This is a genomic window from Spirosoma lacussanchae (genome assembly GCF_005870035.1).
GTDB classification, from domain to species: domain Bacteria; phylum Bacteroidota; class Bacteroidia; order Cytophagales; family Spirosomataceae; genus Spirosoma; species Spirosoma lacussanchae.
In genome coordinates, this window is record NZ_SWJG01000002.1 from 130,153 (window position 1) to 154,208 (window position 24,056).

The window sequence follows — 24,056 nt, forward strand, 5'->3', positions numbered from 1 at the left end:
CCTTAGCGAATCAAAACGTATGTCAACCTTGCAAAAAGCCTTCTGCCCGCCTTTCAGCCTCCAGACCCGGATCAACTTTCTGGGCATCGACTGTGTCGTAACGGACCTCAGCCACACCATCAGTACCGAAGACCCTACCTTCATCGGTCACCAGCGCACCCTGATCTGGAATCACCTGTCGCACGAAGAAACCCAGAAGATGGGACTCACCAAACCACCTTATTCGTACAAGGTAGTCGGGTTCACCCTCTGCGACCATTCCAATACCCACGTCGATGCCATCAACCACGTGGTCAACGAACCCGACGCGCGCTCCGTTGATCAGCTGCCGCTGGAGTGGTTCATGGCCCCCGGCGTCTGGTTCGACTTTTCGCATAAGGAGCCGGCCAGCTACATCACCCGGGCCGATATTGACGAGGCTCTGGACAAAACCGGGGTTACGATTAAACCCCAGTCGGTGGTGCTCTACCATACGGGCTGGTACAAAAAGTGGAAACAGCCGTTCGACTACATCCGGGGCTACCCCGGCCTCGATCGTAGCGCCATCGAATACCTCAACGACCTGGGCGCCATCAGCGTAGGGGCCGACGCGCCCAGTATCGACAGCCATCATGAAGTGGCCGTTGTCAGGGAGCAGCCTGCCCATATCGTATGCCGCGAACGCGAAATCCTGAACATCGAAAACCTGGCGCAGGTCGACCTGATTCCTGCCCATTCGTTCTGGTTCGTGGGCCTGCCGCTCAAAATTAAAGGGGGTTCCGGCTCGCCGTTCCGGGGCGTCGCTATCGTGCCCGAATCTCAACTATAAAAAGCTAATCGATTGATTATGAGTTTACCTCAATACATGGATGCGCTGGTTCTCAACGGTGTCCGCGATTTTGCTATAGAGACCGTGCCGGTGCCAGTGCCGGATACCGACGAAGTGATCTGCCAGGTTGACACAACCTATATCTGCGGTACCGATCCGCATATCGTAGCGGGCGACTTCCCTAACTTCTGGCCTACCAGGTTTCCGTTCATACCCGGTCACGAATGGTCAGGAACCGTGGTGCAAACCGGCCCCCGGGCGGCCAGCCTGGGCTGGCGCGAGGGCGACCGGGTGTGTGGTATTTCGCATTGCGGCTGCGGCTACTGTGAGATGTGCCTGAAAGGTCGCTACAACATCTGCCTCAACTACGGCCACGAAGAGCGGGGGCACCGGCAGTACGGCCATTATACGCCGGGGGCTTATGCGCAGTACATGCGTACGTCCGTGAAAAGCATCTTTAAAATTCCGGATGCCATGTCGCTGGAGTATGCGGCCTGCGTAGACCCGCTCAGCATTGCGCTGTATACCGTGAAGCGGTCGCGTATGCAGCCCGGCGATGACATCCTGATCATCGGTACCGGCCCGCAGGGGCTCATGGCCGTCCTCTGTGCGAAGGCGCTGGGGGCAGCCCGTATATACGCGGCCGGCAGCGGTGAGCGGCTCGCCAAAGCGCAGGAGCTGGGCGCTATACCGATCGATTACAAAGAGGGCGACGTCGTCACGACCGTACGCGAGCTGACCAGCGGGCGGGGCGTTCCGGCGGTGCTGGAGTGCGCGGGTACGGCGCAGTCGCTGACCCAGGCCTGTCTGGCCGCTGCCAAAGGGGGCGTGGTGTCGGTGATCGGGATTCCGCACGCAGACCCGTCGATCCCCATCAAGCGGATGGTACTGGATGAAGTCGAACTGGTCGGCAACCGCGCCAACCCGAATACGGCCCAGCCAACGATCGAGCTGCTGATCAACAACCGGATCGACCTGAGTCCGCTGATGACCCACCGCTACGCACTGACCGATTTCAGAACCGCGCTGGATACCTACGAAAACCGGAAAGACGGCGCTATCAAGGTAGCGACGAAGCCCAATGGAATGAATTAACACAGACGATTTTAACAACGAGCTATATGAGTAGGAAAGTCATGGTTGTTAGTGGGGGCGCATCGGGACTGGGGCTGGCCGCAGGGGTTAAGTTTGCCAGCAACGGGTACAACATCGTACTGATCGACATCGACGCGCAGAAGGGCGAACAGGCTAAACAACAGATCCGTGAGATGGGCGTTGAGGCCCTGTTCTGCCAGTGCGACATATCGGATAACGAGCAGGTGAAGCAGGCGGCTCAGCAAACCCGCGAGCGGTTTGGCCGGGCCGATGTGCTGATCAACAATGCCGGACTCGAAATTCGGGGTAGTATTCTACAGTGCAGCGAGGCCGACTGGAGCCGCACCTACGATATCAACCTCAAAGGCATTTATTACATGAGCAACGCCTTTGTACCGATGATGATCGAGCAGGGTGGGGGCAATGTGATCAACACCGGATCCATTCTGGGCTACAGGGCTGTAGGCGAACGGGCGGCATATTCATCATCCAAAGGGGCCATCGACACCCTGACGCGGAGCATGGCCTACGACCTGGCCAGCGAGCAGATCCGGGTCAACTGCGTAGCGCCGGGAGCCATCGACACCCCGCTGCTGCGCGGGTCGATCAACGACTCACCCGATCCGGCGGGTACCGAACAGTTTCTGAACGCAAAGAGTGTGCTGAACCGCATGGGCAAACCCGCCGAGGTGGCCAACGTCATGTATTTTCTGGCGTCGGACGAGGCTTCGTTCGTGACGGGGGCCACCTACTTTGTCGATGGCGGCTGGTCTATTTTGTAGCGGGAGAACCGCGCGTCTGCGCTGGCAGGTGCCAACACGTTGTAAACCGTTCTGAGGACTTACTAACCAACTTATTACCTTGATTTATCTGGAAGACAAGAAAGCCCTGGCCGACCGGGGCATTGTCCAGCTATTGGCCATTAAGGACGCGGATATCCGGTTACTGAGCCTGTATCAGTGTGCTCATGCGGTGGATAAGGCGATTCATATCGGGGGCGCCTTTTCCGCTACGATCCCCATGGTCAGCCTGTTCTACGGGGGTATTATCGACCTCAATATCGAAGAACCGACGGCCCCGGATCAGGATATGTTTGTGCTCAGCAAGGGGCATGCCGTAGCCACCCTGGCGTCGATCTATGCCGACCTGGGCTACATCGATCCGGCCATGCTGGATAATTCACGTTCGATCACCAGCCTGCTCAATGGTCACCCCGGTCCGCTGCTGCCGGGTGTTCACGTGGCTACCGGTCCTATGGGGCAGGGAATGGGCGTGGCGCAGGGCTTCGCCATCGCCGGTCAGCGATCGCCCCGGTTCGACGTGTATGCCGTAACCGGCGACGGCGAACTGCAGGAAGGGTCGATCTGGGAAAGCGTAATGTATGCCGGGTTCAAGCGACTGGATAACCTCTGCGTGCTGGTCGATAACAACGGCGGTCAGCTGGATACGGTCAATGTGCTTCACTTTCCGTACCAGGGGCTGGCCGGTAGTTTCGCTTCCTTTGGCTGGCGGGTGCTGGAGGTCGATGCCACCAAGTACCATACCGTTTACGCGGCCCTGCAGGCGTTTAAGTACGGCCCGCGCGATGGTCGGCCCACGGTAATTATCTGCAAGTCAACAAAGGGCTACGGCGGTTTTTCGGAGTACATGACCAACCATAAGGTGTCCATTGCTGATGATCTGCTGCGGCAGGAGTCGGGGATGCAGACCCAGCGACGGGTGGCTGCCGAGCGGGAATTCTGTCAGTTTTTCGACCAGCTATCGGCCGATGAGTCCTCGGTCGATATCGTCTCCCTGCTCGGGAAGCAGGCCCTGGCCATGGGGTTTACGCTGACTCAGGCAGAAGGCCGGGTGGTGGGCGTGGCGTCAGTACCAGCCTCGGTGAAACCCCGAAAAGCGCCGGTCCGCGACAAACGGGTGCAGTACGATCCGCAACGGCTGCCCAAGCTCGAAAAAGGGAAAGCCTACGGGGCGCACAAGGTAATCGAGCAGGCCATGAACGCCTTCGCTCAGGACGAGCGGGTCGTGTCCGTCGACTCGGATCTGGCGTCGACCAGCGGGTTGCAGGCCGGGGTTGGCTTTGTCGATAAAGGCCGGGCGCTGAACGTGGGCGTGGCCGAGGCCAACATGATGCTGATTGGCGAAGCCTTTGCCATACTGGGTGCTAACGCCTGGATCAGCACGTTCTGCCCGTTCTACGACTGGAAAGTACTCCGCCGGATTGCCGTGGGACATCAGGAACGGCTGGAGGTAATTGCGGCCGGTGGCTGGCTATCCGAAGGCCACGGTATCGACCTGACCATGGTGGCTACGGCGGCCGATCTGGAAACCCAGTCGAATGGAGCCACGCACATGGGGAACGATGACGCGCTGCTGCTCAACGAAGCCGCCTACGTCAGGATTATCAACGTGTCCTGCCCGCAGCAACTGCTCGGCGTGCTGAAATGGATTGCCGAAGGCAACAAGGGAATCGTGTACATGCGCACGCTGCGGGCGCCAGCGTCGGCCCTGTATGAAGCGGATTTCCAGTTCGAGTTTGGCCGGGCCTATCCGGTAAGGCAGACCGATGCGGCCCGGGCAACCATTGTCACGAGCGGTCGTGGCGTTTACGAAGCCCTCGACGCGGCCGATGCACTGGCTGGTAAGGGTCTGGCTGTTAACGTAGTCGACATGCCGTCGATTGATCCCGACACCATCGTGGCCCTGTACCGCGCCGGAACCCCTGTCTTTATTGCCGAGCAGAACAACGGCTACCTCTGGACCAACTTCAGAAAGGTGCTCTTCGAGCGCGAGTCCGAGCTGAACACCCAGCGCCTGTACCCCATCAATACGGCCAGCCGCGAAGGCCTCCACTACATCCATTCGGGTACGTATACCGAGCTGGCAGCTCATTACGGGCTGGATGCCGAACACCTGAGTCACCGAATCGCAGATATCCTAAACCACGTATCCCAATGACCATACTTCACGAAGACGACGTACCGGAAAACGAACATCCGGGACGATTCATGCGCTGGCTGGCCAGCGACGATTCACTGCCCGCTCAGAACCTGTCGGTATGCGTCATTCGGGTACTGCCGGGCGAAGCCGTACGACCCGCCCACTCGCATCCCAACAGCGAAGAGCTGATCTACATCATCAGCGGCTCGGGAAAAGTAATGATCGAGAGCGAGGTCGGCAGCGTGCGGGCGGGGTCGGCCATTCTCTTCGAGCAGGGCAAAGTCCACATGCTCAAAAACACCGGCGATGTGGAGATGAAGGTGATCTGCTTTTTTGCCCCCGCTACCAGTATAGATAATTACCAGATGTTCGAGGCTGTCGATTTTCCGGATTGACCACGCCCCGGAACGACCCGGTTCCGCTGCTTCCCTACCGCGTGCCCCTTGCTCCGAAAGGTACCTAACTGCCCCTAACTCATGAAAACGTTTTCATCAAAAATACGAGTACCATACCAGCCTGTGATCTGGTGTGGGTTGTTACTGATCGCCTGGGTGGCCTGTAGCGCGTTGCTAACCCGGCAGGACTTGCCCTTTACCGCGGCCGACGAGCCGGATGACCAGCACACAACCTGGAAAGACTATGGCGGTGGCCCCGACCAGTCGAAGTTTGTGGCCCTGACCGGCATCACCAAAGCCAACGTCAGCCAGCTCAAAGTCGCCTGGTTTTATCCGACAAACGATAAGAACGTTTACCAGTTCAATCCCCTCATTGTCGGCAATACCATGTACGTGCTGGCCAAGGATAATTCGCTGGTGGCGCTGGATGCAACAACGGGTAAGGAAATCTGGATTCATGCCCATCTCCAGGGTATGGCTATCCGGGGCATCAACTACTGGCAGAGCAAAGATGGTAAAGACCGGCGGTTGCTATTCCAGATGAACAATTACCTCCAGGCCATCGACGCCAGCACCGGCAAATCGATCCTGAGCTTCGGCCAGAACGGCCTGGTCGATCTGCGCGAAGGACTCGGGCGCGACCCCAAAACGATTGTTCGGGTTCAGTCCGGTACGCCCGGCAAGATAGTGGACGATCTGATCCTGCTGGGCTCGGCTACGGGCGAAAACTACATTTCGTCGCCGGGGCATCTGCGAGCCTTTAATGTCGTTACGGGCAAACGCGCCTGGACGTTCCATACCATTCCCCATCCGGGTGAGTATGGTTACGATACCTGGCCCAAAGACGCCTATACATACATCGGGGGCGTCAATACCTGGGGCGAAATATCCGTCGATGCCAAACGACACATTGCCTACTTCCCGCTGGGTTCGCCCACCTACGACTACTACGGGGGCGACCGCATTGGCAGTAACCTGTATGGTAACTGCATTCTGGCCCTGGATACCCGCACCGGCAAACGGTTGTGGCATTTTCAGCTGGTTCACCATGACCTCTGGGACTATGACCTGTCGGCGGCTCCGCAGCTGATCACCGTAACTCACAAAGGCAAACGAATCGATGCGGTGGCCGTTGCCGGCAAAAACGGATTTCTGTTCGCGTTTAACCGGGTAACCGGCGAACCACTCTGGCCCATCGAAGAGCGCCCGGTGCCGGCCAGTACGGTTCCCGGTGAGCAGTCGTGGCCTACGCAGCCCTACCCAACGGTGCTGCCCCCATTTGGCCGGCAGAACATGACCGCCAAAGACCTTAACCCCTACCTGCTCACCGACAAGGAACGGGCCGACTGGAAGCAGCGCATCGACAGCATGGGTACGGGCCTGTATACGCCCCTGTCTATGACCCGCGAAACCCTGTCAATACCGGGTGCCGTAGGCGGAGCCAGTTGGGGGAGTACAGCCGCCAACCCCGCCCGGGGCCTGGTATACGTGCGTAGTATCGACTGGCCTTCGGTATACGGCAAGATAGAAAAGCGGGATTTACCTGGGCAGGATGAGTCGGCATCGGTGGCGCTGACCGAGATGGGGCAGGAGCTGTATACCAAAAACTGCCAGGTTTGCCACGGCGCCGACCGGAAGGGGCTGGTGGGGCCGCAGTTGCTGGATGTGGCGACGAGACTCAACTTTGACAAGTTTCAGCAGGTCGTAGTGGCCGGGAAAGGGGAGATGCCCGCTTTTCCGCACCTCGACGAAAGCACCCTCCGCAAGCTATACACGTTTCTGACCAGCCAGACTGGTGGCGATCCGCGTATGGCCCGGCCGGGTGGGAACCGCAAGCTCGAACCGCTCAGCGGACCAGTCGTTGCCTCGGGCGGAGCACCGGGTGGGCAGCAACTGCGTGACATTGCCGAATCGGCCCGGGCGGCTTCCCGGATGGGGTTCAACTCGTACGGGGCACCCTACCCGGCGGGTGCCAGCGCTCCTAAAACCCGCTACTTCGTTCCGCCGGGCTGGGGCCTTGGCTCGCCCTATATTATCAGCCCGCCCTGGTCGTCTATCATTGCGTATGACCTCAACGAAGGCGTCATCAAATGGCGAATACCCATCGGCCGCGACAAAGAGGTGGCCGAACAGGGCGCCACAGAAAACACGGGTCTGCTGCGTTCACAGCGCCACGGGATGATCGTCACCTCGACCGGACTGCTTTTCTGTACGGCCCGGGATGGAAAGATCTACGCGCTGGACGCTGACACTGGTAAGGAGCTATGGGCCGGGCAGCTACCCACCGGAACCGAAGGGCTACCGTCGATGTACGCGGTGAACGGACGGCAGTATCTGGTGGTGCCCGCTACCACCCCGCTCCGGTGGGGCCGGGCCGAAGGGCGCCCCGACGACGCCACATCGGCTCCCCAGGGCGGGTATGTCGTGTTTTCGCTGCCCTGACGCTGCCCGAAAGACTAGTCCCGTAACAGTACTAGCTCATGTACCAGCCGCCATTGACATTGATGGTTTGCCCGTTTATGTAGCCATTGGTGGCCAGCAGCAGCGCCACGTCCGCAATTTCATCGGGCTGGCCAAAGCGCCCCAGCGGGATGATCGTGGGTTTGATGGCGGGGTTGTTTTTGATCATGTCGGTCTCAATCAGGGCGGGGGCTATGGTGTTGGCGGTTATGCCCCCGTACTGGGCCAGCATCCCCGCATAGGCATGCGTCAGGCCAAGCATACCGGCTTTGGCTGCTGCGTAATGGGGACCCACCACGCCCCCCAGCTGAGCCGCTACCGAGGAGATGTTGATGATGCGGCCAAAACGCTGCTCAATCATGGCTGGCAGGGCCGCCTGAGTTGTCAGGAAAGCCGAGGTGAGGTTAACCGTCAGCGACTGCTGAAAATCGGCCAGGGTCAGGTCCAGCAACGGCCTGGTCGGGTTGATGCCTGCGTTGTTGACCAGAATGGTTACGGGGCCAGCCTGGTCGCTGATCTGGTCAAAAAGATTCCGCACGTCGGTCTCGTCCGATACGTCGGCCCGGAGGGCCAGTGCTTTGCCGCCGGCTGCCGTGATTCGCGAGGCAATCGATTCGGCTTCCTGTCGGCTGCTTTTGTAATTGACAACCACCGTGGCTCCCGCCGATGCCAGACGCAGGGCTATTTCCTGCCCGATTCCCCGGGATGCCCCGGTAACCAGGGCTATTTTATCAAGTAAGGGTTGGTCTTTCACGATAGATGTTCGGCTTGACAGCATGGCCTGCTTCCGAATAAAAAAGAGGGTAGCAGGCGATACAGATTGATGATGAATCCCTATAACAGGAACCGAACGTTACGACTAATCGGCTGGATATTGATCGGCATAGGCGTCCTTATTTATTTTCTGGCCGATCGGATATAAGTTTTCCTGACGGCCACGGAGCCTGTGACCGTCAGGGAAGTGTCTGTGGCACCTGGCCGGGTCGATGTCTTATTTAAACCCGAAGAGCAGCGGAAACAGGAAGGTCACGATGCCGGTCCATAGGCTGTAGATTGGCAGAAATAGGCCCATCGACTGACCTACCAGCGAGAGGTCGGTCCGGCGGGTTACGGCGCCAAGGAGCCTGAACGCGACATAAATCAGATGGGTAATCATGAGCAGGTTGGCGCCCAGTACGGCGATCCGGTTCGGTGTTACGCCCCATTCGGCAATCCGGAACAGGACCGCCGACAGGGCGATGCCGTTTACGAGGATGGTCACCGCCGACAGCAGAAAGAGAATAAGAAGCTGAGCCGGGCTCTTGCTGGCGGGTGTGGCCTCGGCTACCGAAAAGAAAATCAGCGCCATAACGCCGATCAGTAGCGCGTTGAAGAGAAGAAGAAACTCCCGATCGTGATACGGGTCTTTGCCCGAGACAACCGTAGCCACCAGATAAACCACCAGCATAACCAGCGCAACGGGGCTGAACAGGTTCGCAATCACGGGCGAAACCCGGCCGACCAGAGCCGGCTGAGACTGGGTGATAAACGTAGCCACGATTGGTACGGCAGCCAATCCGCAAACGACCACGTACTCGAAGTACATCCGCTCGATGTCCCACCCGATCAACTTGAACAGCCCAATGGTTAGCCCCGTGGTTAGCCCGCCGGTAATCAGCAGCAGGGCGATCATCACGGCCAGCTCTCCGTTATATCGCAGAAAACCCAGCCAGTTGATTCCGCTCGTTAACCGCCCCCCGCCAAAGGTGAACCCCAGCAGCGACCAGAGCCATAGGGGCAAATGGATACAGGCCAGAATCAGGGTGTCGCTGGTGTTGGTTTGAGGCAGTGCATTGATGAACCCGATGGCAATCAGAACGAGCCCGGCAAGCCACAGCCCGGTCTGGCGGGAAAGGTTGTTTTTCCAGCCAAAATAGGCCATCAGAATAGGGAAAACGATGAAGCCTATGTTGCGGGTGTAAAAGAACTCCATATCCAGCGACAGCAGGGGCGGCAGCTTGGCCAGCAAGGCCGCCAGTAGCGACGCTCCAACCACAACGATGCGGTCATTGCGAGTGCCCCAGACAGACTCGTCCTGACCGTAGTTGAGTCGGTGGTACCAGCTCTCGGCCACAGGGTTGTTCGGCAACTGGGGATACAGGCTGTTAAAGGCCGTTTTGAAAGTTGGTTTGTTGGCCCGGTACAACTTCTCAAGCTGGCCGGGATTCTGCAGGTTCAACAGGATTTCGTCACGCATGTCGATAATGAATGAAATGATAAAGTACTTTGTAGTTCAAAGTTAAAAGGGAAAAAATTAATCGGTTTTGGTATTCAGAACTAGTCGTTCCAGCGCGTTCAGGTGGCTTCTGAAGGCCTCGGTTCCTGCCAGCGTGGCCCGGTAAACGGTATTCGGCTTACGCCCCACAAACTGCTTCTCGACCCGCAGATATCCGGCTTCTTCGAGGGCCCGCAAATGGCTGGCGAGGTTACCATCGGTCAGGTGCAGGCTTTCTCTCAGAAAGGTAAAGCTGACAGGATCTGAGACCATCAGCACCGACATGATGCCCAGCCGGAACCGACTCTCGAAGTCTTTGTTGATATGGTTTATATACTCCTTCACACGTTGCTGGTCAGGGCGTTCGATGGCTTGATACAGGTCTTTACAGCTCTTTTTCGTACTTGTAGTACATCAGCGTACCGTAGAGGATGTTCAGCCCTCCAAAGCCAGCTCCCCAGGCCAGCAGGCCATACTCGACCTGAAAGCTGGCCAGCAACCCGAGGGCGATTTGCCCCAGGCCCAGGTAGCGGATATCAATAAAGGTATACTTGCTGCTGTTGATCAGCGCGAGTCCGTAAAAGATAAGCATCGCCGGTGCTATCAGGTAAAGAATTTGATGGTAGAGCAAAACCCCGCAAAACACCCCGCCCGCGACCAGCGGAATGAACAGGTTGCCAAAAACCCGCTGACCCGGCTGCTGCCAGACGGACTGTCCGGCTTTCTGCGCCTTCAGCCAGCTGAAAAAGACTACCGAGCCAAGGGCCAGCACCAGCGTTGCCAACGCCGTCAGCATCAGAAGCGGGCCGGTTGCTGCCGGAAGCTGACCCTGACAGACAGCCGAATAGGATACGTACTGCTGGTTCAGGATTCCGTATACGACGCCCAGCCCGACCAGGGCCAGCAGACCGACTATAATGCCGGAGAACCCACTCAGGGACGTGAAGCGCGAGGAGCGTTCCATCAGGCTGCGGATCTCCTGCAAAGCTGCGAGTTGCTCTTGATGCTGTGCCATATAAAGTACTTTGTGGTTCAAAGTTAATAGTATTTTTTGTCGTGCAACATGAGCCCGAAAAAAAAAACAGTTATGACCCGTAGGCCAGTAGGCGCGGCACCGTCAGAACCCGCCCAGCGCCATCGCGCGCTGAGTTTTATCTGAGGGTTCTTAGGCCATCAGACACCGTTGGGGCAGACTTGGCAGGGACGTTATTCGGTATGGACTGATAGATGGTGCTTTCAAGGCAAAACCCGCCAATGACCGGTCAGCAAACGGGCGTGGGCGCAACTATAACCGGCTCGCCAGTATGTGGTCAGTAGGTTGTTAACTCCCGGTCAGGCAGTCAGAGTAACTGAAACGGGCTTCCGCTGGGTATGTGGGTAACCCGCAGGCCCGCCAGTTTGGGCGTCAGCCAGCTGGCTGCGTAGGCCATGCCGGCTTCTTCGCTGACGGCGTGGCTAAGCACGACCAGCGATGTTTTCTGGCCCATCAACAGGCCGTCTCTGACCCGCTCCACCGTTTCCCATTCTCTGGTTTCACCGCTCAGGATCACATCCGGTTTGTATTCCTGAATGGCGGCTATCTGACGCTTGCTGTCCATATAGCCAAACGCCAGGTACAGACTGCGGCAAGGCTGTTGCAACCGGCCCACCACCCGTACGGAGGGGATATCCAGCTTTTGTTTCACCTGCTGAACGATCGACCGCAGAGGTATGGCCTGGGGCAGGGTAATGATGCGGGGATTTGCGCTGTCGTAGAGTTTGTCCCAGCCGAGCCTGAGCAGGTTACCGAACAGGATACCGTCGGGTTTGTGGGCGTGCCAGTAGTCATGGAATCGCCACAGGGCAATCTTGTGCTTCGTCAGCAGGTCTACTTTGTACCGATAGGCATCGTCCTGCTGCAGCCAGTCGGTCTGATCTTCGTTGTTGTAAAACGGGGTTTCGTGGGCAATAATGAAGTTAGCGCCGGCTTTCACCGTCTTCTCGATGACCTCCAGGGTGGGAAACATGGTCGTAACGATACCCGTTACCGGCTGGTCGGGACTACCGACCCGCAGCTGATCGACCGTTTTGGCGAAGGGCGCCCCCGGAATCTCCCGCAAAATGAGATCAATAACCTGCTGAACGGTATAAGCTGCGTTGGTTTGACCGGGCGAATGAGCCGGGCTGACGCGTGGTAAAGCCGACAGAAGTGGCGTTGCTGCCAGCGCCGTAACGCTGGTCAGGAAGGTTCGTCGGTTCGGGAGACCCGGTTCGTTGGGGAGATTCATGGGGTAGGGGTGTAGTAGACTAAAGTAGTATAGAAATTGAACATACTTTCCTACAAGGACAAAATCCGTCCGTTATTACCAGCCCATCTGGACTAGTAGTTTAGCCGATGTCGCTAACTTTAACCAGTAAGCCACTGGCCAGACGCAGCTATGATCCCTAAAATTAGCCGCCTTATTGATTGCTCCGTTCACCCAGCGTTACGATGTCGGGGCGTGCTGACCGTTACGCGCGTAGCCTCGGTACTGATCGGTTGGGGGAGCATCGCCCTGGCAGGATGCCAGTCTACGTCGGACTCGGCCACGAACGCTTCGCCCGGCCGCGCCAGCGAAAAACCTTCCGAGATTCGTCAGGCGGCCGGTGCGGACCACCCCGACGGGATGGTCTGGATACCCGGCACTACGTTTCTGATGGGCTCCGACGAGTTTGCCGATGCCCGGCCCGTTCACAACGTGACCGTTGCTGGTTTCTGGATGGACGAGCACGAAGTTACCAATGCCGAGTTTGCCCGCTTCGTCAGCAAGACAGGCTATGTCACCGTAGCCGAGCGGCCGCTGAAGCCAGTCGATTTTCCGGACGTTCCCGCCGATCAGCTGGTGTCCGGTTCTGCGGTGTTTACGCCCCCCGCCCAGGCCGTATCCCTCACCAATCCGCTGCAGTGGTGGCGGTACGTAGGCGGTGCGAGCTGGCGGCATCCGAAGGGGCCGGGTAGTTCCCTAAAGGGGCGCGACAACGAGCCGGTTGTACACGTCAGCTACGAAGATGCGGCCGCCTACGCGCAATGGGCGGGCAAGCGACTGCCTACTGAAGCCGAATGGGAACTGGCTGCACGGGGTGGCAAAAAGCCGTCTACCTACTACTGGGGCGACGAGCTGAAACCAGCGGGCAAATGGATGGCCAACATCTACCAGGGCAATTTTCCGCAGAAAAACACGAAAGAAGACGGGTATACCGAAGCCGCTCCGGTCAAAACGTTCCCGCCTAACCCGTACGGGCTGTACGACATGGACGGTAATGTGTGGGAGTGGTGCCAGGACTTTTACCGACCTGATTACTACGCTGCGTCGCCCGCTCAGAATCCGCAGGGCCCCACTGATAGCTACGATCCTGACGAGCCTGGCGCTATAAAGCGGGTACAGCGGGGTGGTTCGTTTCTGTGCAGTGATCAATATTGTATTCGATACAAAGCCGGGAGCCGGGGCAAAGGAGAAGTAACGAGCGGGAGTAACAACCTCGGCTTCCGGTGCGTAACATCCAGATAATCGCTTCGGTGGTGTTTACGAGCTGGTTCAGGCCGGTATCGATAGCGCAGCCATAACCGTTGACCCTATGAACAGAAAGACGCTTTTTCGCTCCGTACCGGTAGCCGCTGCCCTGGCCGCACTGCTGGCCATTCCCAGCTATATGTCTATTCAGCTGGATAACCGCCTGCCGGAACAGGCCGGGCCGCAGCGCCCCAATGTCGTCTTTATTATTTCTGACGACCATACGTCCCAGGCTATCAGCGCCTACGGCAGTAAACTGGCCAGAACGCCCCATATTGACCGGATTGCCCGGGAGGGAGCCATTCTGTACAACAATGTGGTGGCTAATTCCATCTGCGGCCCCAGCCGGGCTACTTTATTGACCGGTCAGTATTCGCACCGGAATGGCTACAAATTCAACGAGAAAGTCTTCGATATTACCCAGCCGGTATTTACGGAGGAGCTGCAGAAAAACGGTTACCAGACCGCCTGGATTGGCAAAATGCACCTGGGTAGCCTGCCCCATGGGTTCGACTACCTCAATATACTGCCGGGGCATGGCAGTTATTACAACTCGGATTTTGTCAACTCCCGCAACGAGACAAAACGCTACCCGGGCTACGTTACCGATGTTGTAACGACCTTGTCGACAGACTGGCTGGACCGGCGGGATACGAAGAAGCCTTTTTTCCTGGTAGTTGGTCATAAGGCAACCCACCGCGAGTGGATGCCCGCGCTGGAGGATCTGGGGGCTTATGACAAGGTGACGTTCCCGATACCGGCCACGTTTTATGACAACTACGAAGGCCGGCTGGCGGCTCAGAAGCAGGAAATGAGTATCGATAAGACGATGAGTCTCATGGCCGACCTGAAAGTGAACGTTGCCTATGAAATCAACGAGGCTACCGTCGATCAGGAAAAGGCCAAGTTCCGGAAAGCCCTGTACGGATCGAATCAACCGACGCCCGAGCAGGAAAAGCAGCTGGACACCTACGTTCGGGAGGGCGCCTACCGACGGCTCAGCCCGGAGCAGAAGAAGGTATTCTCCGGCTATTACCAGAAAATCAGCCGCGAGTTTGAAGAGAAAAAGCTGACAGGTAAAGCCCTGGCCGAATGGAAATACCAGCGGTACCTGAAAGATTATCTGTCGACGGCCAACTCGCTCGACCGGAATATCGGTAAGCTGCTCGATTATCTGGATAAAAGTGGCCTGGCCAAAAATACGATAGTCGTTTACACGTCTGATCAGGGTTTTTATCTGGGAGAACACGGGTGGTTCGACAAGCGGTGGATCTACGAAGAATCGCTGAAAACGCCTTTCGTGATTCGGTATCCGGGGGTTATCAAACCCGGCAGCCAGGTTCGGCAGATCGTATCGAACGTCGACTGGGCGCCCACGCTGCTTAGCCTGACCGGCACCCGTGTTCCGGCCTATATCCAGGGTGAATCGTTTATGCCGCTGTTGACCGGAGGCCAGAAAAACTGGCGAAACCAGGCGTACTACCATTATTACGAGTATCCGCAGCCGCACCGGGTATCGCCCCATTTCGGATTGCGCACGAATCAGTACACCCTGGCCCGCTTCTACGGCCCGGATGATTTCTGGGAGCTATACGATATTCAGAAAGATCCCCAGAATCTTAAAAACCTCTACGGCCAGAAAGGCTACGAGAGCGTGACGGCTACGCTCAAAGCCCAATTGAAAGAGCAGATTGTCAGGTATAAAGACGAAGAGGCACTCAAACTGATGCAGGCCAGTCCGCAGTAACAGACTGCTCAGCAGGCCGATCGGCTCTGCCCGTCAGGAACAGAAAGCAGGCAAAGCCAGTCGGCCTATTGAGCAGCCCGTACCTCGATAGCGTTTACCGCCCGAACCCAGCGGGTTGGTTTTTTCTCGCCCGGCACCACGATTCGATACGGGCCAATACCCGCCGGTAGGGGTTTGCCATCGACGCGATCAGCCAGCAAAATGGTACGTGTGGTAAAGTCCGGGTCAATTTCTGGCAGGGCAAATACTACTTCGTAGCCATCGGTAGCTTTCACAACGACGTATTTAGTCAGGTTTTTGCCGCGAAGCTCAGCGCCCAGCGTCACTCCAGCCTGGCGGAGCAAATCGATCAGGGGCACCCCGGCATAGCGGTGTTCCTGGCCATCGCGGTCGGTGGTAACCACGTCAGTGTGCGGCATAGCCCTTAAACTGGCTTCGTCGAGGGTTAGGTTTTTGCTTACTTCGCCCGAAACAGTAACGGTCTGAGCCCGTAGCTCAACAAAGGGAAGCAGGCCCATCAGCCATAAAAGGAGAACAATGCGCATGACAGGTCGGGTAAACGTAGTGAAGTTCGTTATATTCAGGTAAATATAACGAACCTCGGTCGTATAAGGTAAACTTTATGTAATTGATACGATAATCGGTTGTTAATCTGCTGGTTGGCGTTGGGTACGGGTTGGTCAGGAGGGGTAAGCCCATCCTGGCTTAGTGGTCACACACAATTCATTACGGCTGATTTTCCGCATATAACTATAGAACAAGCCTGACAACCCGCAGGAACACGTTTGCTCATTACCAGGTTAGTTATAGACAGTAAAACGAAGAGCCGCGTTGTACACGAAGGTATTTTGCTGTACGCCGGATAACGGGTTATGGATGCTTTACTGTCCATCTCTGTCAGATTGTATAACCAAGTGACTTTCGCCATGTCAGCCAGTATGCCGATCGAAATTGACAGCGCCGTGACGACGATTATTCTCCAGCGGCCCATTAAACAGCAGATTCACGCTTATGAAAACTGGCTGAAGGAAATGGTGCCGCTGGCGCAACAGGCTGCGGGGCATCGGGGGGTGAATGTAATCCGACCCCATGGCGAGAACGACGAATACACGATTGTTCTTCATTTTTCCTCCGAAGCTGACCTGCACAACTGGCTGGAGTCGGACATCCGCCGGCAAATGATCAGGAAGGTGCGGCCTTTGCTGCACGCCGACGAAAAGATAGATGTGAAAACAGGGCTAGAGTTCTGGTTCACCCCACCAGCTTCCCGAAAAGCGGCTCCTGCCTACAAGCAGTTTCTGCTGACATGGTCAGCTATTTTTCCCTTATCCATTCTTATTCCCTGGCTGCTTTCGCCTTTTTTGTCGGCCCTTCCTGCTTCGTCGGCTCCCTTGATTAAACCGCTGGTAACAAGTATGGTACTGGTAGGGCTAATGACGTTCGTCATCATGCCACGCTACGTACGATGGGTAGCCCGGTGGCTCTATCAGTAACTCTGCTCTACACTTATTTTTCAGCCTTCTGTGCGTAGCGCGGGCAAGGAGACGATACTCAGCGGGGGCCTTTACAGGCAGCTGCTGTACAGGAATGATAGACTTGAAAAGTAACTCTGCCGGGCGGCATCTGTAACAAACTGTGCCGAAACTAGTACTATATATGGCCATCAGAAACATTTGGTGAGGGGGCAGTACTTGGCCAGGCTCCTGGTAGCGTCGTTGCTGTCGATTAACCAGAACCCGCGATCGGCAATCCGGTACGGAAAAGGACCGTTGCCTCACCGGACAGCCGCTGATTCAGGGGCTTCCTGACAATTGAAGAGTTGCCACTACAGAACCGAGTGACTGGATTCGATACAGATAGGCAATGCTGCCAAAGATCAATCCCTGTCGCGGCCATTCGAATGGACGGAGCGGTTTGTTATACACAATCAGATGAGTATACGGATACAGAAAAAGACGGTGGACGTTACCCCAGCTTTGGGCAAAGTAGCCCTTTGGGGCGGAATAGAATGCACCGTCAATCGGGTCGGCAACGTATATCAGGATCAGATCAGCCGCAGCGGTCACCACGACCGGCTTTCGGATCTGGATACGGTAGCTGAGCTGGGCATTCGGACGCTGCGCTACCCTGTACTCTGGGAACGCACGGCCCCCGACCGTCCCGACGCTCTGGATTGGCGCTGGCCCGACGAGCGGCTGAACCGACTAAGGGCGCTGGGGATACGCCCCATAGTGGGTCTGGTTCACCACGGCTGCGGACCGCGTTACGCCACGTTCGATACGCCCGGTTTCGACCGGGAGCTCTCCCGGTATGCCCGGCAGGTGGCTGAGCGGTACCCCTGGGTACAAGCCTACACGCCCGTCAACGAACCACTTACCACGGCCCGCTTCTCGGGCTTATACGGCATATGGTATCCACACGGCCGATCGGACAAACAGTTTGTCGCTATTCTGTTAAGGCAGTTACGCGCCACTGTGCTGGCTATGGCTCAGATTCGGGCTGTTCAACCCGCTGCCCAGCTCGTTCAGACCGATGATCTGGGCTATACTCATAGTACTCCGGCCTTACACTATCAGGCTGATTTTGAGAACGAAAGGCGCTGGTTAACCTGGGATTTGCTTAGCGGCCTCGTTAGACCTGGCCATGCCTTGTGGAGCTATCTGCGGAGATCGGGCGCGTCGGAACGCGACTTGTGGTTTCACGTTGAAAACCCCTGTCCGCCCTCCTTACTGGGTATTAATCATTACGTCACCAGCGAACGCTACCTGGACGAGGATCTGACTCGTCATGGGGCCTGGACCCATGGTAGTAATGGACGTCATCGATACGCCGATACCGAGATTGTCCGCGCCAACCCGGCGCAGCGACTGGGCATTGCTGCCTTGCTCTGTCAGGCCTGGGAACGGTATCGACTACCGATTGCCGTTACCGAAGCCCATCTGGGCTGTACCGTCGATGAGCAACAACGCTGGCTGGGCGAAGTATGGCAACAGGCCGAAGCAGCCCGGCGGGCGGGGGCCGATATCCGGGCGGTTACGGCCTGGGCGCTACTGGGCCTTTATGACTGGCACAATCTGCTAACCCGGGTCGAAAACCGCCATGAACCCGGCGTCTTCGACCTGAGCAGCGGGCGCCCGGAACCTACCGAGCTAACCGACATGGTGCGCCAGCTGGCTCTTGGTCGACCTGTCGATACGCTCGTTCCGCCAGGGTTGGGCTGGTGGCAGGCCAAAGAGGCCGTTAAGGAAGTGCTGGCGGTATAAAAGCCGGGTAGCTGCGCATAGAAAACGCCAGCTCTGGTACTAGGGCCGGTCAGGGTTCGAAGCTTTATCGAATCGAAAGAAACAGTAGCTGCAAAAACTGCTCAGGGCCGTCAGGACGTGCCATAACGCGTGTCCCTGATAATACGAATACGGGTCGCAGTTGATTTTTCGTACATCCATCGTCCGGATGTATATCGCCAGCACAATCAGCACGAAGCTGAGCAGTACCAGCCCGATAGAACGCCGGGACCTGAACTGAATGTAGTTCACCAGCATGCCCACGTTCAGGAGCAGAATCAACGCTGGTACCAGTCGGGAACTGGGTACCAGGAGCGCCAGGGGAGCCCACAGGCCAATCAACGCCAGCAATACCACAACCCAGAGTCGTTGCTGAGCCAGCGTCAGCTGTAGTTTATGGAAAACGTGATAGATCGTAATACCCACCAGGGTGAGCAGGATGCTATAGGTAGCGTTCATGTCTACCCGTTGGCCAACGTAGGTCAGCGAAGCGTGAAAAAAGGCACTGCCCAGGCATAAATAAACAAAGCAGGCGCCCATCAGGCCCGACAACAGCGGAAAATCAGCCATCCGGTTGGTAGCCGGAAGCCCTTGGTTTTGCTGGTCCTGATAAGCCACGAGCAGAATAAAAACGCCAAAGAACAGGTAGGCCAGGTTCGAGTAGGTATTGATCGGCTGGTGGAAAACGCGATGCGGGTGGTTAAACTCGCAATACTCTACCTGTACGGCCGACTGACTGATGGTCATGCCGTCCCAGATCGTAGCCGTCAGCGTAGAGTCGAGCAGCAGCCACAGGCTTAACATGGCCAGGGTAGCCAGCATAGCTATGTTCAGTCGTCTGGAAAAAGCAGAGGAGATCATCAGATTATATGTAGTCTGTAACGGAGCGTCACATCGTAAGGATAATTAGAATAGCTTCTACTGAACCCGTTCCATACATGGCCTGATAGCTCGCGCAAAACGAACGGTATCCTACGGGGGTAAACTACAAGCTCCGTAGTTTTAAAGTGATACCAAAAAGCCGGGTATCCGCTCTGAAAGCAGATCCCCGGCCTGGCGTGTAGTGGGTGGAATACTTAGCGGACAGACCCCATTGGGCGATCCAGTGAACTCAGGTTGTATTTAGAGTCGGTGCCTATCTTGGCGCCGTAGCCGGCCGCTACGACCCCGATCAACAAGCCGAGGAAGCCAAAGATAGCTGCTTTGGATGCGGCCGAAGCCGTGGCATCGGCGGCCTTGCGGGCGGTGGCTTCTGCCTCTTTCTGAGTTTGCTGTAGTTTGGCAACTGCCTGTTGGTAGGCACTGATCCAGTTGTCGACAATCTGTTCCGATTCGGCCCGACTTTTTCCGGTGCGCTTCATAACCACATTTACCGCATCTTCCCGGTCAACGCTGTTTACCGTAGTCTGCCCTTGTTTGAACAGCCGGTCAAATAATCCTCCGGCAATATCGTCGGCTGCTGTCGGGTCAGTCGCGGCCCGGCCAGCGGCCGTTTTTGCCTGCTGACCTGCCTGCTCTACGTTGCGTTCCAGCGTAGCGGGGTTCAGATTGGCATCGCCGGTTTGTCGCAACAGTCGCTCAGCTTCTTTTTTCAGGTCACCCAGATCCAGGTTTTTGAGGTCGATTCCGTTATTCTTCAGCTCACCCTCTACGGCGTTACCGATGCTCGGGGCAGCTGCAGCAACCGCCGTTCCGGCCGTTCTTACCAGACTGCCTACCAACCGACTAGCCCCGCCAATGAGACTACCGATGGTCGTGGTCAGGAAATAGATCGTGATTAGTGTGGCCAGACACCAGGTCAGTACGCCATGAATAACACCATCGAACAGACGGGGTGTGCTGGCTAGTCGGCCGGCGATCCATCCGCCCATAAACAAAGAAAGCAGGCTGCTGATGATGTACCATACAGCGCTGCCGGTTCCGAGTCCGGCAGCGGGATTGCGTTCTGAAACCGGGTCAATGGTGCTTAGGCCAATACCGAGCCCCAGCAAAGTCAGCAGCATCTGACTGACAATAGCCACTAGTACGCCAGCGAAGACAGCGCTCCAGGAAATTCGTTTCATAAGATTGACCCGTCCGTGGACTGGATCTGTCGAGTAGGAAAATTCGCGTTCCATTGTGTTGGTAGATAAACGTTGAGTTGTGGTGTAAAATCGAATGGAGATAGAGCTCATGGGGGCCTGTCCGGTTCAGGTAATGCCCCTGAGGCCTGGCGGAAAAGCGAATCCCCGATTCAGTCTGAGCCGGGGATTCTTTCATACTTGTTGAGTAAATCAGAATAGCCGAACTGTGTTATCCGATCCGGGTGGCATCCTTCAGACGATCGACACCCGAACGAACATCATCGGCCAGGTGTTCGGCAGTATTTTTTGCTTTGTCGGTAACGTAACCTACGTTCGACTTGATAGTGTCTACGGTTTCCCGGGCCTGTTCCTTTGTTTTATTCCATTGGCGCAAGGCATCCCAACTCTGATCGCTTAGCGAATTCACGATTTGCTTACGCAGCTTTTTGCCTGATCGAGGAGCGAACAGAACGCCGATTGCTAGGCCAGTGACCAGCCCTGTCAGGACCCCGGCCAGAAAAGTCTGGTCTGTGATGTAGTCCTGCGGGTGCTTTCTTCTTTCAAATAACATGATGGTGACGTATTAAAGTTTACTACTGTAACCACGACACATCAGGGGAAAAACTATGCCAGCAACCCAGCTTAGTAAACAATGCATTGATTAATAAGTATTTAGATAATTGAGTATACTTACTGGCATCTATAAGTGTGGGTATTTTTACTCAATTATGAGGTGAACTCTACCAGGTAAAATTTTCCAACAGACGTCAGGAAGGGTACAGGGTATGAGTAATAGTACGGATATTAGATCGAGCCATACACTGCCAGAACAGTGTACCGATAAGGCCATAAAGTTTGCGTTAAGCAGTAGCGCTGCCTTCGAAAATAATGGCTGGATTTTGTTGGGGAAATAGGTCAAACAGGCTTTACCTACGGAGCTTATAGCATCAGTTTGGCGGTTGAATAAATGAATAGCAGGAATTTTAAAGCATTTTGCCTACAAATTCGTTTACTACATATACAACCAGAACGAGTCGGTGTTACCCCTGGTAATTTGGCGGCAGGCCAAGCCCGGGTGGTTGCATTTCTGGCTGATAGACAACTTCTTACCAGTTAACTTGTTCCCCATATGTACAACGCACTCAAGCAGATTAGTCAATACATGCAAGTGGTCAACTGGAGCCATCTGGCTGACCGGATCTTTCGGCCGGTAATTATGCCGAACGCACAGCAGCGCCAGCTCGTACCTGTTCGGGTACCGGTTGATCAGCCATTTCGCAGCAACAGGCGATAACGTTCCGCCTGGTTCGTTCAAATAAGCAAACGCCCGTTTGTAAACCGAAGGTCTGTAAGGAGCCGGTGGTTTATGGATGGGCGTTTACCCATACCTCGCCATCGGTGAATACTTCTTTTTTCCAGATGGGCACGGTTTGCTTGATGGTGTCGATTATATATCGACAGGCTTCAAAGGCGTCGGCCCGGTGGGCGGTGGTGACGCCGATGAGTACGGCTATCTCGCCGGTGAGTAGCGTGCCTTTCCGGTGAATGATGGTGTAGCGAAGGATTGACCAGCGCTGGTGGGCCTCGTCGGCTATCTTCTGCATCTCGCTGATAGCCATCCGGTCGTAGGCTTCGTATTCGAGCCGGTCAACGGGGCGGTCCTGCGTATTATCGCGGACTACACCCAGAAAAAGATCAATGGCGCCCGCCTGCGACGATTGCAGGTATTTCAAGGCTGAAGCCACATCAATGGGGTCGGTGGTCAGAGCAATCATAGTATTTAGCCGCCACTCACGGGTGGAATCAGCGCAATTTCATCTTTACTGGTTAACGTCTGGTCTACTTCGGCGTATTCGCCATTTACGGCAACCAGTAAGGATCGCACACCTGCCAGGGCCGGGTACTGCTGCCGAACCTGATCGAGCAGATCGCCAACACGGGTTTCGTTCTGGATGGGTATAGAGAGGGCCGACTGACCAGTCAGATCGCGGGTAATACCGAACAGCAGTACAGATACGGTTGAGTTCATGAGGTCAAAGTAAAGAGATATACAGGTAGCAGGCAACGGAGCGATCCGCAAAAAGCAAAGGCGTCGGAGCCATGCCCCAACGCCTTCGTATGTGCTAAAAGCGTATTATTTCGAATTATCCAGTTTGCGCTCGGCTTTTTTCAGCTTGCGCTCTGTTTTATCCATGGCTTTGTTGGTGCCATCTTTCACGTCTTCTTTAGTGTTTTTGGCAGCTCTGTCAATTTTGCGACCAGCTTTGCGCGTTTCGCGGGCGGCTTTATCGCCGGCTGCATCTACCGTGCGGCCAGCCTGACGAGCCGTTTCTTTTGCGTTTTCCTTCGTGTCCTGCGCCGAAGCAGCAGCCATTGTGAGTACCAGCGCAAAGGCCAGCATAGTGAGCTTTTTCATAGTTGTCGAGTGTTTATACTACGTATACAACTACGTTAGCCGACTAATGTTTGAACACTTTTACCTGATAGACGTACTCCTGCATCCGTTTGATCTGCTGTTTGCGGGGCAGACGAACCAACGTATTCTTCCGGCTTAGCCGCAGCGGCAGACCCTTCAACGAGTCGGCCGGAATGCTGTTGATGGTTTCGAGCAGGTAAGACGTCTTCACGGCGAAGCTAACGCCCTCAGACGTAGTCTGTTTACCGCTAATTATGCCGATCACATTGCCTTTTTCATCGAGCAAAGGGCCGCCTGAGTTGCCGGGGTTCACGCCGATAGCTACCTGATAGGCCGTTGAATCGCCCCGGAAGCCGGTTCCCGAACTTAAATAGCCTTCGCCGTAGACAATCTCTTCGCGGGGATAGCCTAAGGTGAAAACGCGTTCGCCCAGATCGGACGTATGTGACTCGAAACTATAGGGAACCGGTGGCATGGTTCGGAACGCTGTATCGTCGCACAGTTGCAGAATAGCCAGATCGTGGACCTGATCGGTATGAACGATCCGGGCTTTGTATACCTCGCCTTTGGCACTCTGCACATAGACCGAGTCCGCATCCCGAACAATGTGATTGTTAGTGACGAAGTAGCCATCGGGGGTCAGCAAAAAACCGGAACCGGCAATCTGAGCCGGGTTGACGCTTAGCGAACGACTCCGTCCCGTGAAATCATTGATGAGTTTCCGCTGCGACGACTTTACCGCCTGGATCTCCTTGCTGAGCTGACTGTACTGCTGCTCCTGCTGCTTGTGGCTCTGCTGATAGGCCCGATACAGGAAAATAGAGCCAAACGTGGTAATGACGGCTACCGATGCGGCAACGGCCAGCGTAGTGCGATACGTACGCCACAACATGCGGATCTGACCCGACTGAGTGGCGTCTGAACGGTACATACGGACCTCTTCACGTACGTCGTCGAGGTTCATGTCGGCATGGATAGCCGCCAGTCTGCGCCGAAACCGGATGCGGTCGCCATAGGCCCGCAGCGCGTTTTCAATGTCATTATGTTCGTTCATATCCATATTTGTT

24 protein-coding genes are annotated in these 24,056 nt (G+C 56.1%); 11 read left to right on the forward strand and 13 right to left on the reverse strand.

From position 1 onward, the window contains the following. Nucleotides 1–19 precede the first annotated feature (19 nt). From FBR45_RS10975 to FBR45_RS11000, 6 genes are all read left to right on the forward strand, one after another. Nucleotides 20–808, forward strand: coding sequence for a cyclase family protein (locus FBR45_RS10975; RefSeq protein WP_138502237.1), 789 nt, complete (start codon nt 20–22; stop codon nt 806–808). Nucleotides 809–826: 18 nt separating this feature from the next. Next, nucleotides 827–1,903 carry a zinc-dependent alcohol dehydrogenase gene (locus FBR45_RS10980; RefSeq protein WP_138502239.1) on the forward strand — a complete coding sequence of 359 codons (1,077 nt, stop codon included), beginning with the start codon at nt 827–829 and terminating at the stop codon, nt 1,901–1,903. Nucleotides 1,904–1,929: 26 nt separating this feature from the next. Further along, the gene (locus tag FBR45_RS10985) at nt 1,930–2,685 is read left to right on the forward strand and encodes an SDR family NAD(P)-dependent oxidoreductase (RefSeq protein ID WP_138502241.1); all 756 of its coding nucleotides are present in this window, start codon (nt 1,930–1,932) and stop codon (nt 2,683–2,685) included. A 79-nt stretch (nt 2,686–2,764) separates the two neighbouring features. After that, complete coding sequence (locus tag FBR45_RS10990) at nt 2,765–4,861, forward strand: transketolase C-terminal domain-containing protein (RefSeq protein WP_212748623.1); 2,097 nt, start codon at nt 2,765–2,767, stop codon at nt 4,859–4,861. Beyond that, on the forward strand, nt 4,858–5,238 hold the full coding sequence (locus FBR45_RS10995) for a cupin domain-containing protein (RefSeq protein WP_138502243.1): 381 nt from the start codon (nt 4,858–4,860) through the stop codon (nt 5,236–5,238). Before FBR45_RS10990 ends, FBR45_RS10995 begins: the two co-directional genes overlap by 4 nt. An 81-nt stretch (nt 5,239–5,319) precedes the next feature. After that, nucleotides 5,320–7,680: an outer membrane protein assembly factor BamB family protein gene (locus tag FBR45_RS11000; RefSeq protein ID WP_138502245.1), complete on the forward strand. Its 2,361-nt coding sequence runs from the start codon at nt 5,320–5,322 to the stop codon at nt 7,678–7,680. 31 nt (nt 7,681–7,711) lie between these two features. On the opposite strand, the gene FBR45_RS11005 is transcribed toward FBR45_RS11000, so the two are convergent. The 5 genes from FBR45_RS11005 to FBR45_RS11025 form a co-directional block, all read right to left on the reverse strand. After that, nucleotides 7,712–8,452 carry a 3-oxoacyl-ACP reductase family protein gene (locus FBR45_RS11005; RefSeq protein ID WP_212748624.1) on the reverse strand — a complete coding sequence of 247 codons (741 nt, stop codon included), beginning with the start codon at nt 8,450–8,452 and terminating at the stop codon, nt 7,712–7,714. A gap of 237 nt (nt 8,453–8,689) precedes the next feature. Next, the gene (locus FBR45_RS11010; RefSeq protein ID WP_138502249.1) at nt 8,690–9,934 is read right to left on the reverse strand and encodes a hypothetical protein; all 1,245 of its coding nucleotides are present in this window, start codon (nt 9,932–9,934) and stop codon (nt 8,690–8,692) included. Between the two features lie 57 nt (nt 9,935–9,991). Then, nucleotides 9,992–10,297: a winged helix-turn-helix domain-containing protein gene (locus FBR45_RS11015; RefSeq protein WP_138502251.1), complete on the reverse strand. Its 306-nt coding sequence runs from the start codon at nt 10,295–10,297 to the stop codon at nt 9,992–9,994. A gap of 40 nt (nt 10,298–10,337) precedes the next feature. After that, entirely contained in the window at nt 10,338–10,967 is a 630-nt protein-coding gene (locus FBR45_RS11020) for a hypothetical protein (RefSeq protein ID WP_138502253.1), read from the reverse strand. A 325-nt stretch (nt 10,968–11,292) separates the two neighbouring features. After that, entirely contained in the window at nt 11,293–12,219 is a 927-nt protein-coding gene (locus FBR45_RS11025; RefSeq protein WP_138502255.1) for a Nif3-like dinuclear metal center hexameric protein, read from the reverse strand. 150 nt (nt 12,220–12,369) lie between these two features. On the opposite strand from FBR45_RS11025, the gene FBR45_RS11030 reads away from it, so the two are divergent. Continuing rightward, nucleotides 12,370–13,479, forward strand: a complete 1,110-nt coding sequence (locus FBR45_RS11030) for a formylglycine-generating enzyme family protein (protein ID WP_138502257.1) — start codon at nt 12,370–12,372, stop codon at nt 13,477–13,479. A 67-nt stretch (nt 13,480–13,546) separates the two neighbouring features. Then, nucleotides 13,547–15,229 carry a sulfatase family protein gene (locus FBR45_RS11035; protein WP_138502259.1) on the forward strand — a complete coding sequence of 561 codons (1,683 nt, stop codon included), beginning with the start codon at nt 13,547–13,549 and terminating at the stop codon, nt 15,227–15,229. A 65-nt stretch (nt 15,230–15,294) separates the two neighbouring features. Here the strand turns inward: FBR45_RS11035 and FBR45_RS11040 are convergent, their stop codons facing one another. Beyond that, complete coding sequence (locus FBR45_RS11040; RefSeq protein WP_138502261.1) at nt 15,295–15,774, reverse strand: molybdopterin-dependent oxidoreductase; 480 nt, start codon at nt 15,772–15,774, stop codon at nt 15,295–15,297. Between the two features lie 381 nt (nt 15,775–16,155). Between FBR45_RS11040 and FBR45_RS11045 the strand changes: the two genes are divergently transcribed. After that, nucleotides 16,156–16,722 (forward strand): antibiotic biosynthesis monooxygenase, encoded by a 567-nt coding sequence (locus tag FBR45_RS11045; protein WP_138502263.1) that lies wholly within the window; start codon nt 16,156–16,158, stop codon nt 16,720–16,722. 438 nt (nt 16,723–17,160) lie between these two features. Next, nucleotides 17,161–18,492, forward strand: a complete 1,332-nt coding sequence (locus FBR45_RS11050; RefSeq protein WP_138502265.1) for a family 1 glycosylhydrolase — start codon at nt 17,161–17,163, stop codon at nt 18,490–18,492. A 39-nt stretch (nt 18,493–18,531) separates the two neighbouring features. On the opposite strand, the gene FBR45_RS11055 is transcribed toward FBR45_RS11050, so the two are convergent. The 3 genes from FBR45_RS11055 to FBR45_RS11065 form a co-directional block, all read right to left on the reverse strand. Further along, nucleotides 18,532–19,371: a ceramidase domain-containing protein gene (locus tag FBR45_RS11055; protein ID WP_138502267.1), complete on the reverse strand. Its 840-nt coding sequence runs from the start codon at nt 19,369–19,371 to the stop codon at nt 18,532–18,534. Nucleotides 19,372–19,586: 215 nt separating this feature from the next. Continuing rightward, on the reverse strand, nt 19,587–20,627 hold the full coding sequence (locus tag FBR45_RS11060; protein WP_138502268.1) for a YrzE family protein: 1,041 nt from the start codon (nt 20,625–20,627) through the stop codon (nt 19,587–19,589). A gap of 175 nt (nt 20,628–20,802) precedes the next feature. Then, nucleotides 20,803–21,144 (reverse strand): YtxH domain-containing protein, encoded by a 342-nt coding sequence (locus FBR45_RS11065; protein ID WP_246082203.1) that lies wholly within the window; start codon nt 21,142–21,144, stop codon nt 20,803–20,805. A gap of 558 nt (nt 21,145–21,702) precedes the next feature. On the opposite strand from FBR45_RS11065, the gene FBR45_RS26355 reads away from it, so the two are divergent. Then, nucleotides 21,703–21,867 carry a hypothetical protein gene (locus FBR45_RS26355; RefSeq protein WP_171044875.1) on the forward strand — a complete coding sequence of 55 codons (165 nt, stop codon included), beginning with the start codon at nt 21,703–21,705 and terminating at the stop codon, nt 21,865–21,867. A gap of 70 nt (nt 21,868–21,937) precedes the next feature. On the opposite strand, the gene FBR45_RS11070 is transcribed toward FBR45_RS26355, so the two are convergent. The 4 genes from FBR45_RS11070 to FBR45_RS11085 all read right to left on the reverse strand — a co-directional run bounded on the left by FBR45_RS11070 (nt 21,938) and on the right by FBR45_RS11085 (nt 24,049). Then, nucleotides 21,938–22,348, reverse strand: coding sequence for a molybdenum cofactor biosynthesis protein MoaE (locus FBR45_RS11070; protein ID WP_138502270.1), 411 nt, complete (start codon nt 22,346–22,348; stop codon nt 21,938–21,940). Between the two features lie 5 nt (nt 22,349–22,353). Further along, nucleotides 22,354–22,602, reverse strand: coding sequence for a molybdopterin converting factor subunit 1 (moaD, locus tag FBR45_RS11075; protein WP_138502272.1), 249 nt, complete (start codon nt 22,600–22,602; stop codon nt 22,354–22,356). A gap of 105 nt (nt 22,603–22,707) precedes the next feature. Continuing rightward, nucleotides 22,708–22,989, reverse strand: coding sequence for a hypothetical protein (locus tag FBR45_RS11080; RefSeq protein WP_129603819.1), 282 nt, complete (start codon nt 22,987–22,989; stop codon nt 22,708–22,710). Between the two features lie 43 nt (nt 22,990–23,032). Further along, entirely contained in the window at nt 23,033–24,049 is a 1,017-nt protein-coding gene (locus FBR45_RS11085) for a S1C family serine protease (RefSeq protein WP_138502274.1), read from the reverse strand. Nucleotides 24,050–24,056 lie beyond the last annotated feature (7 nt).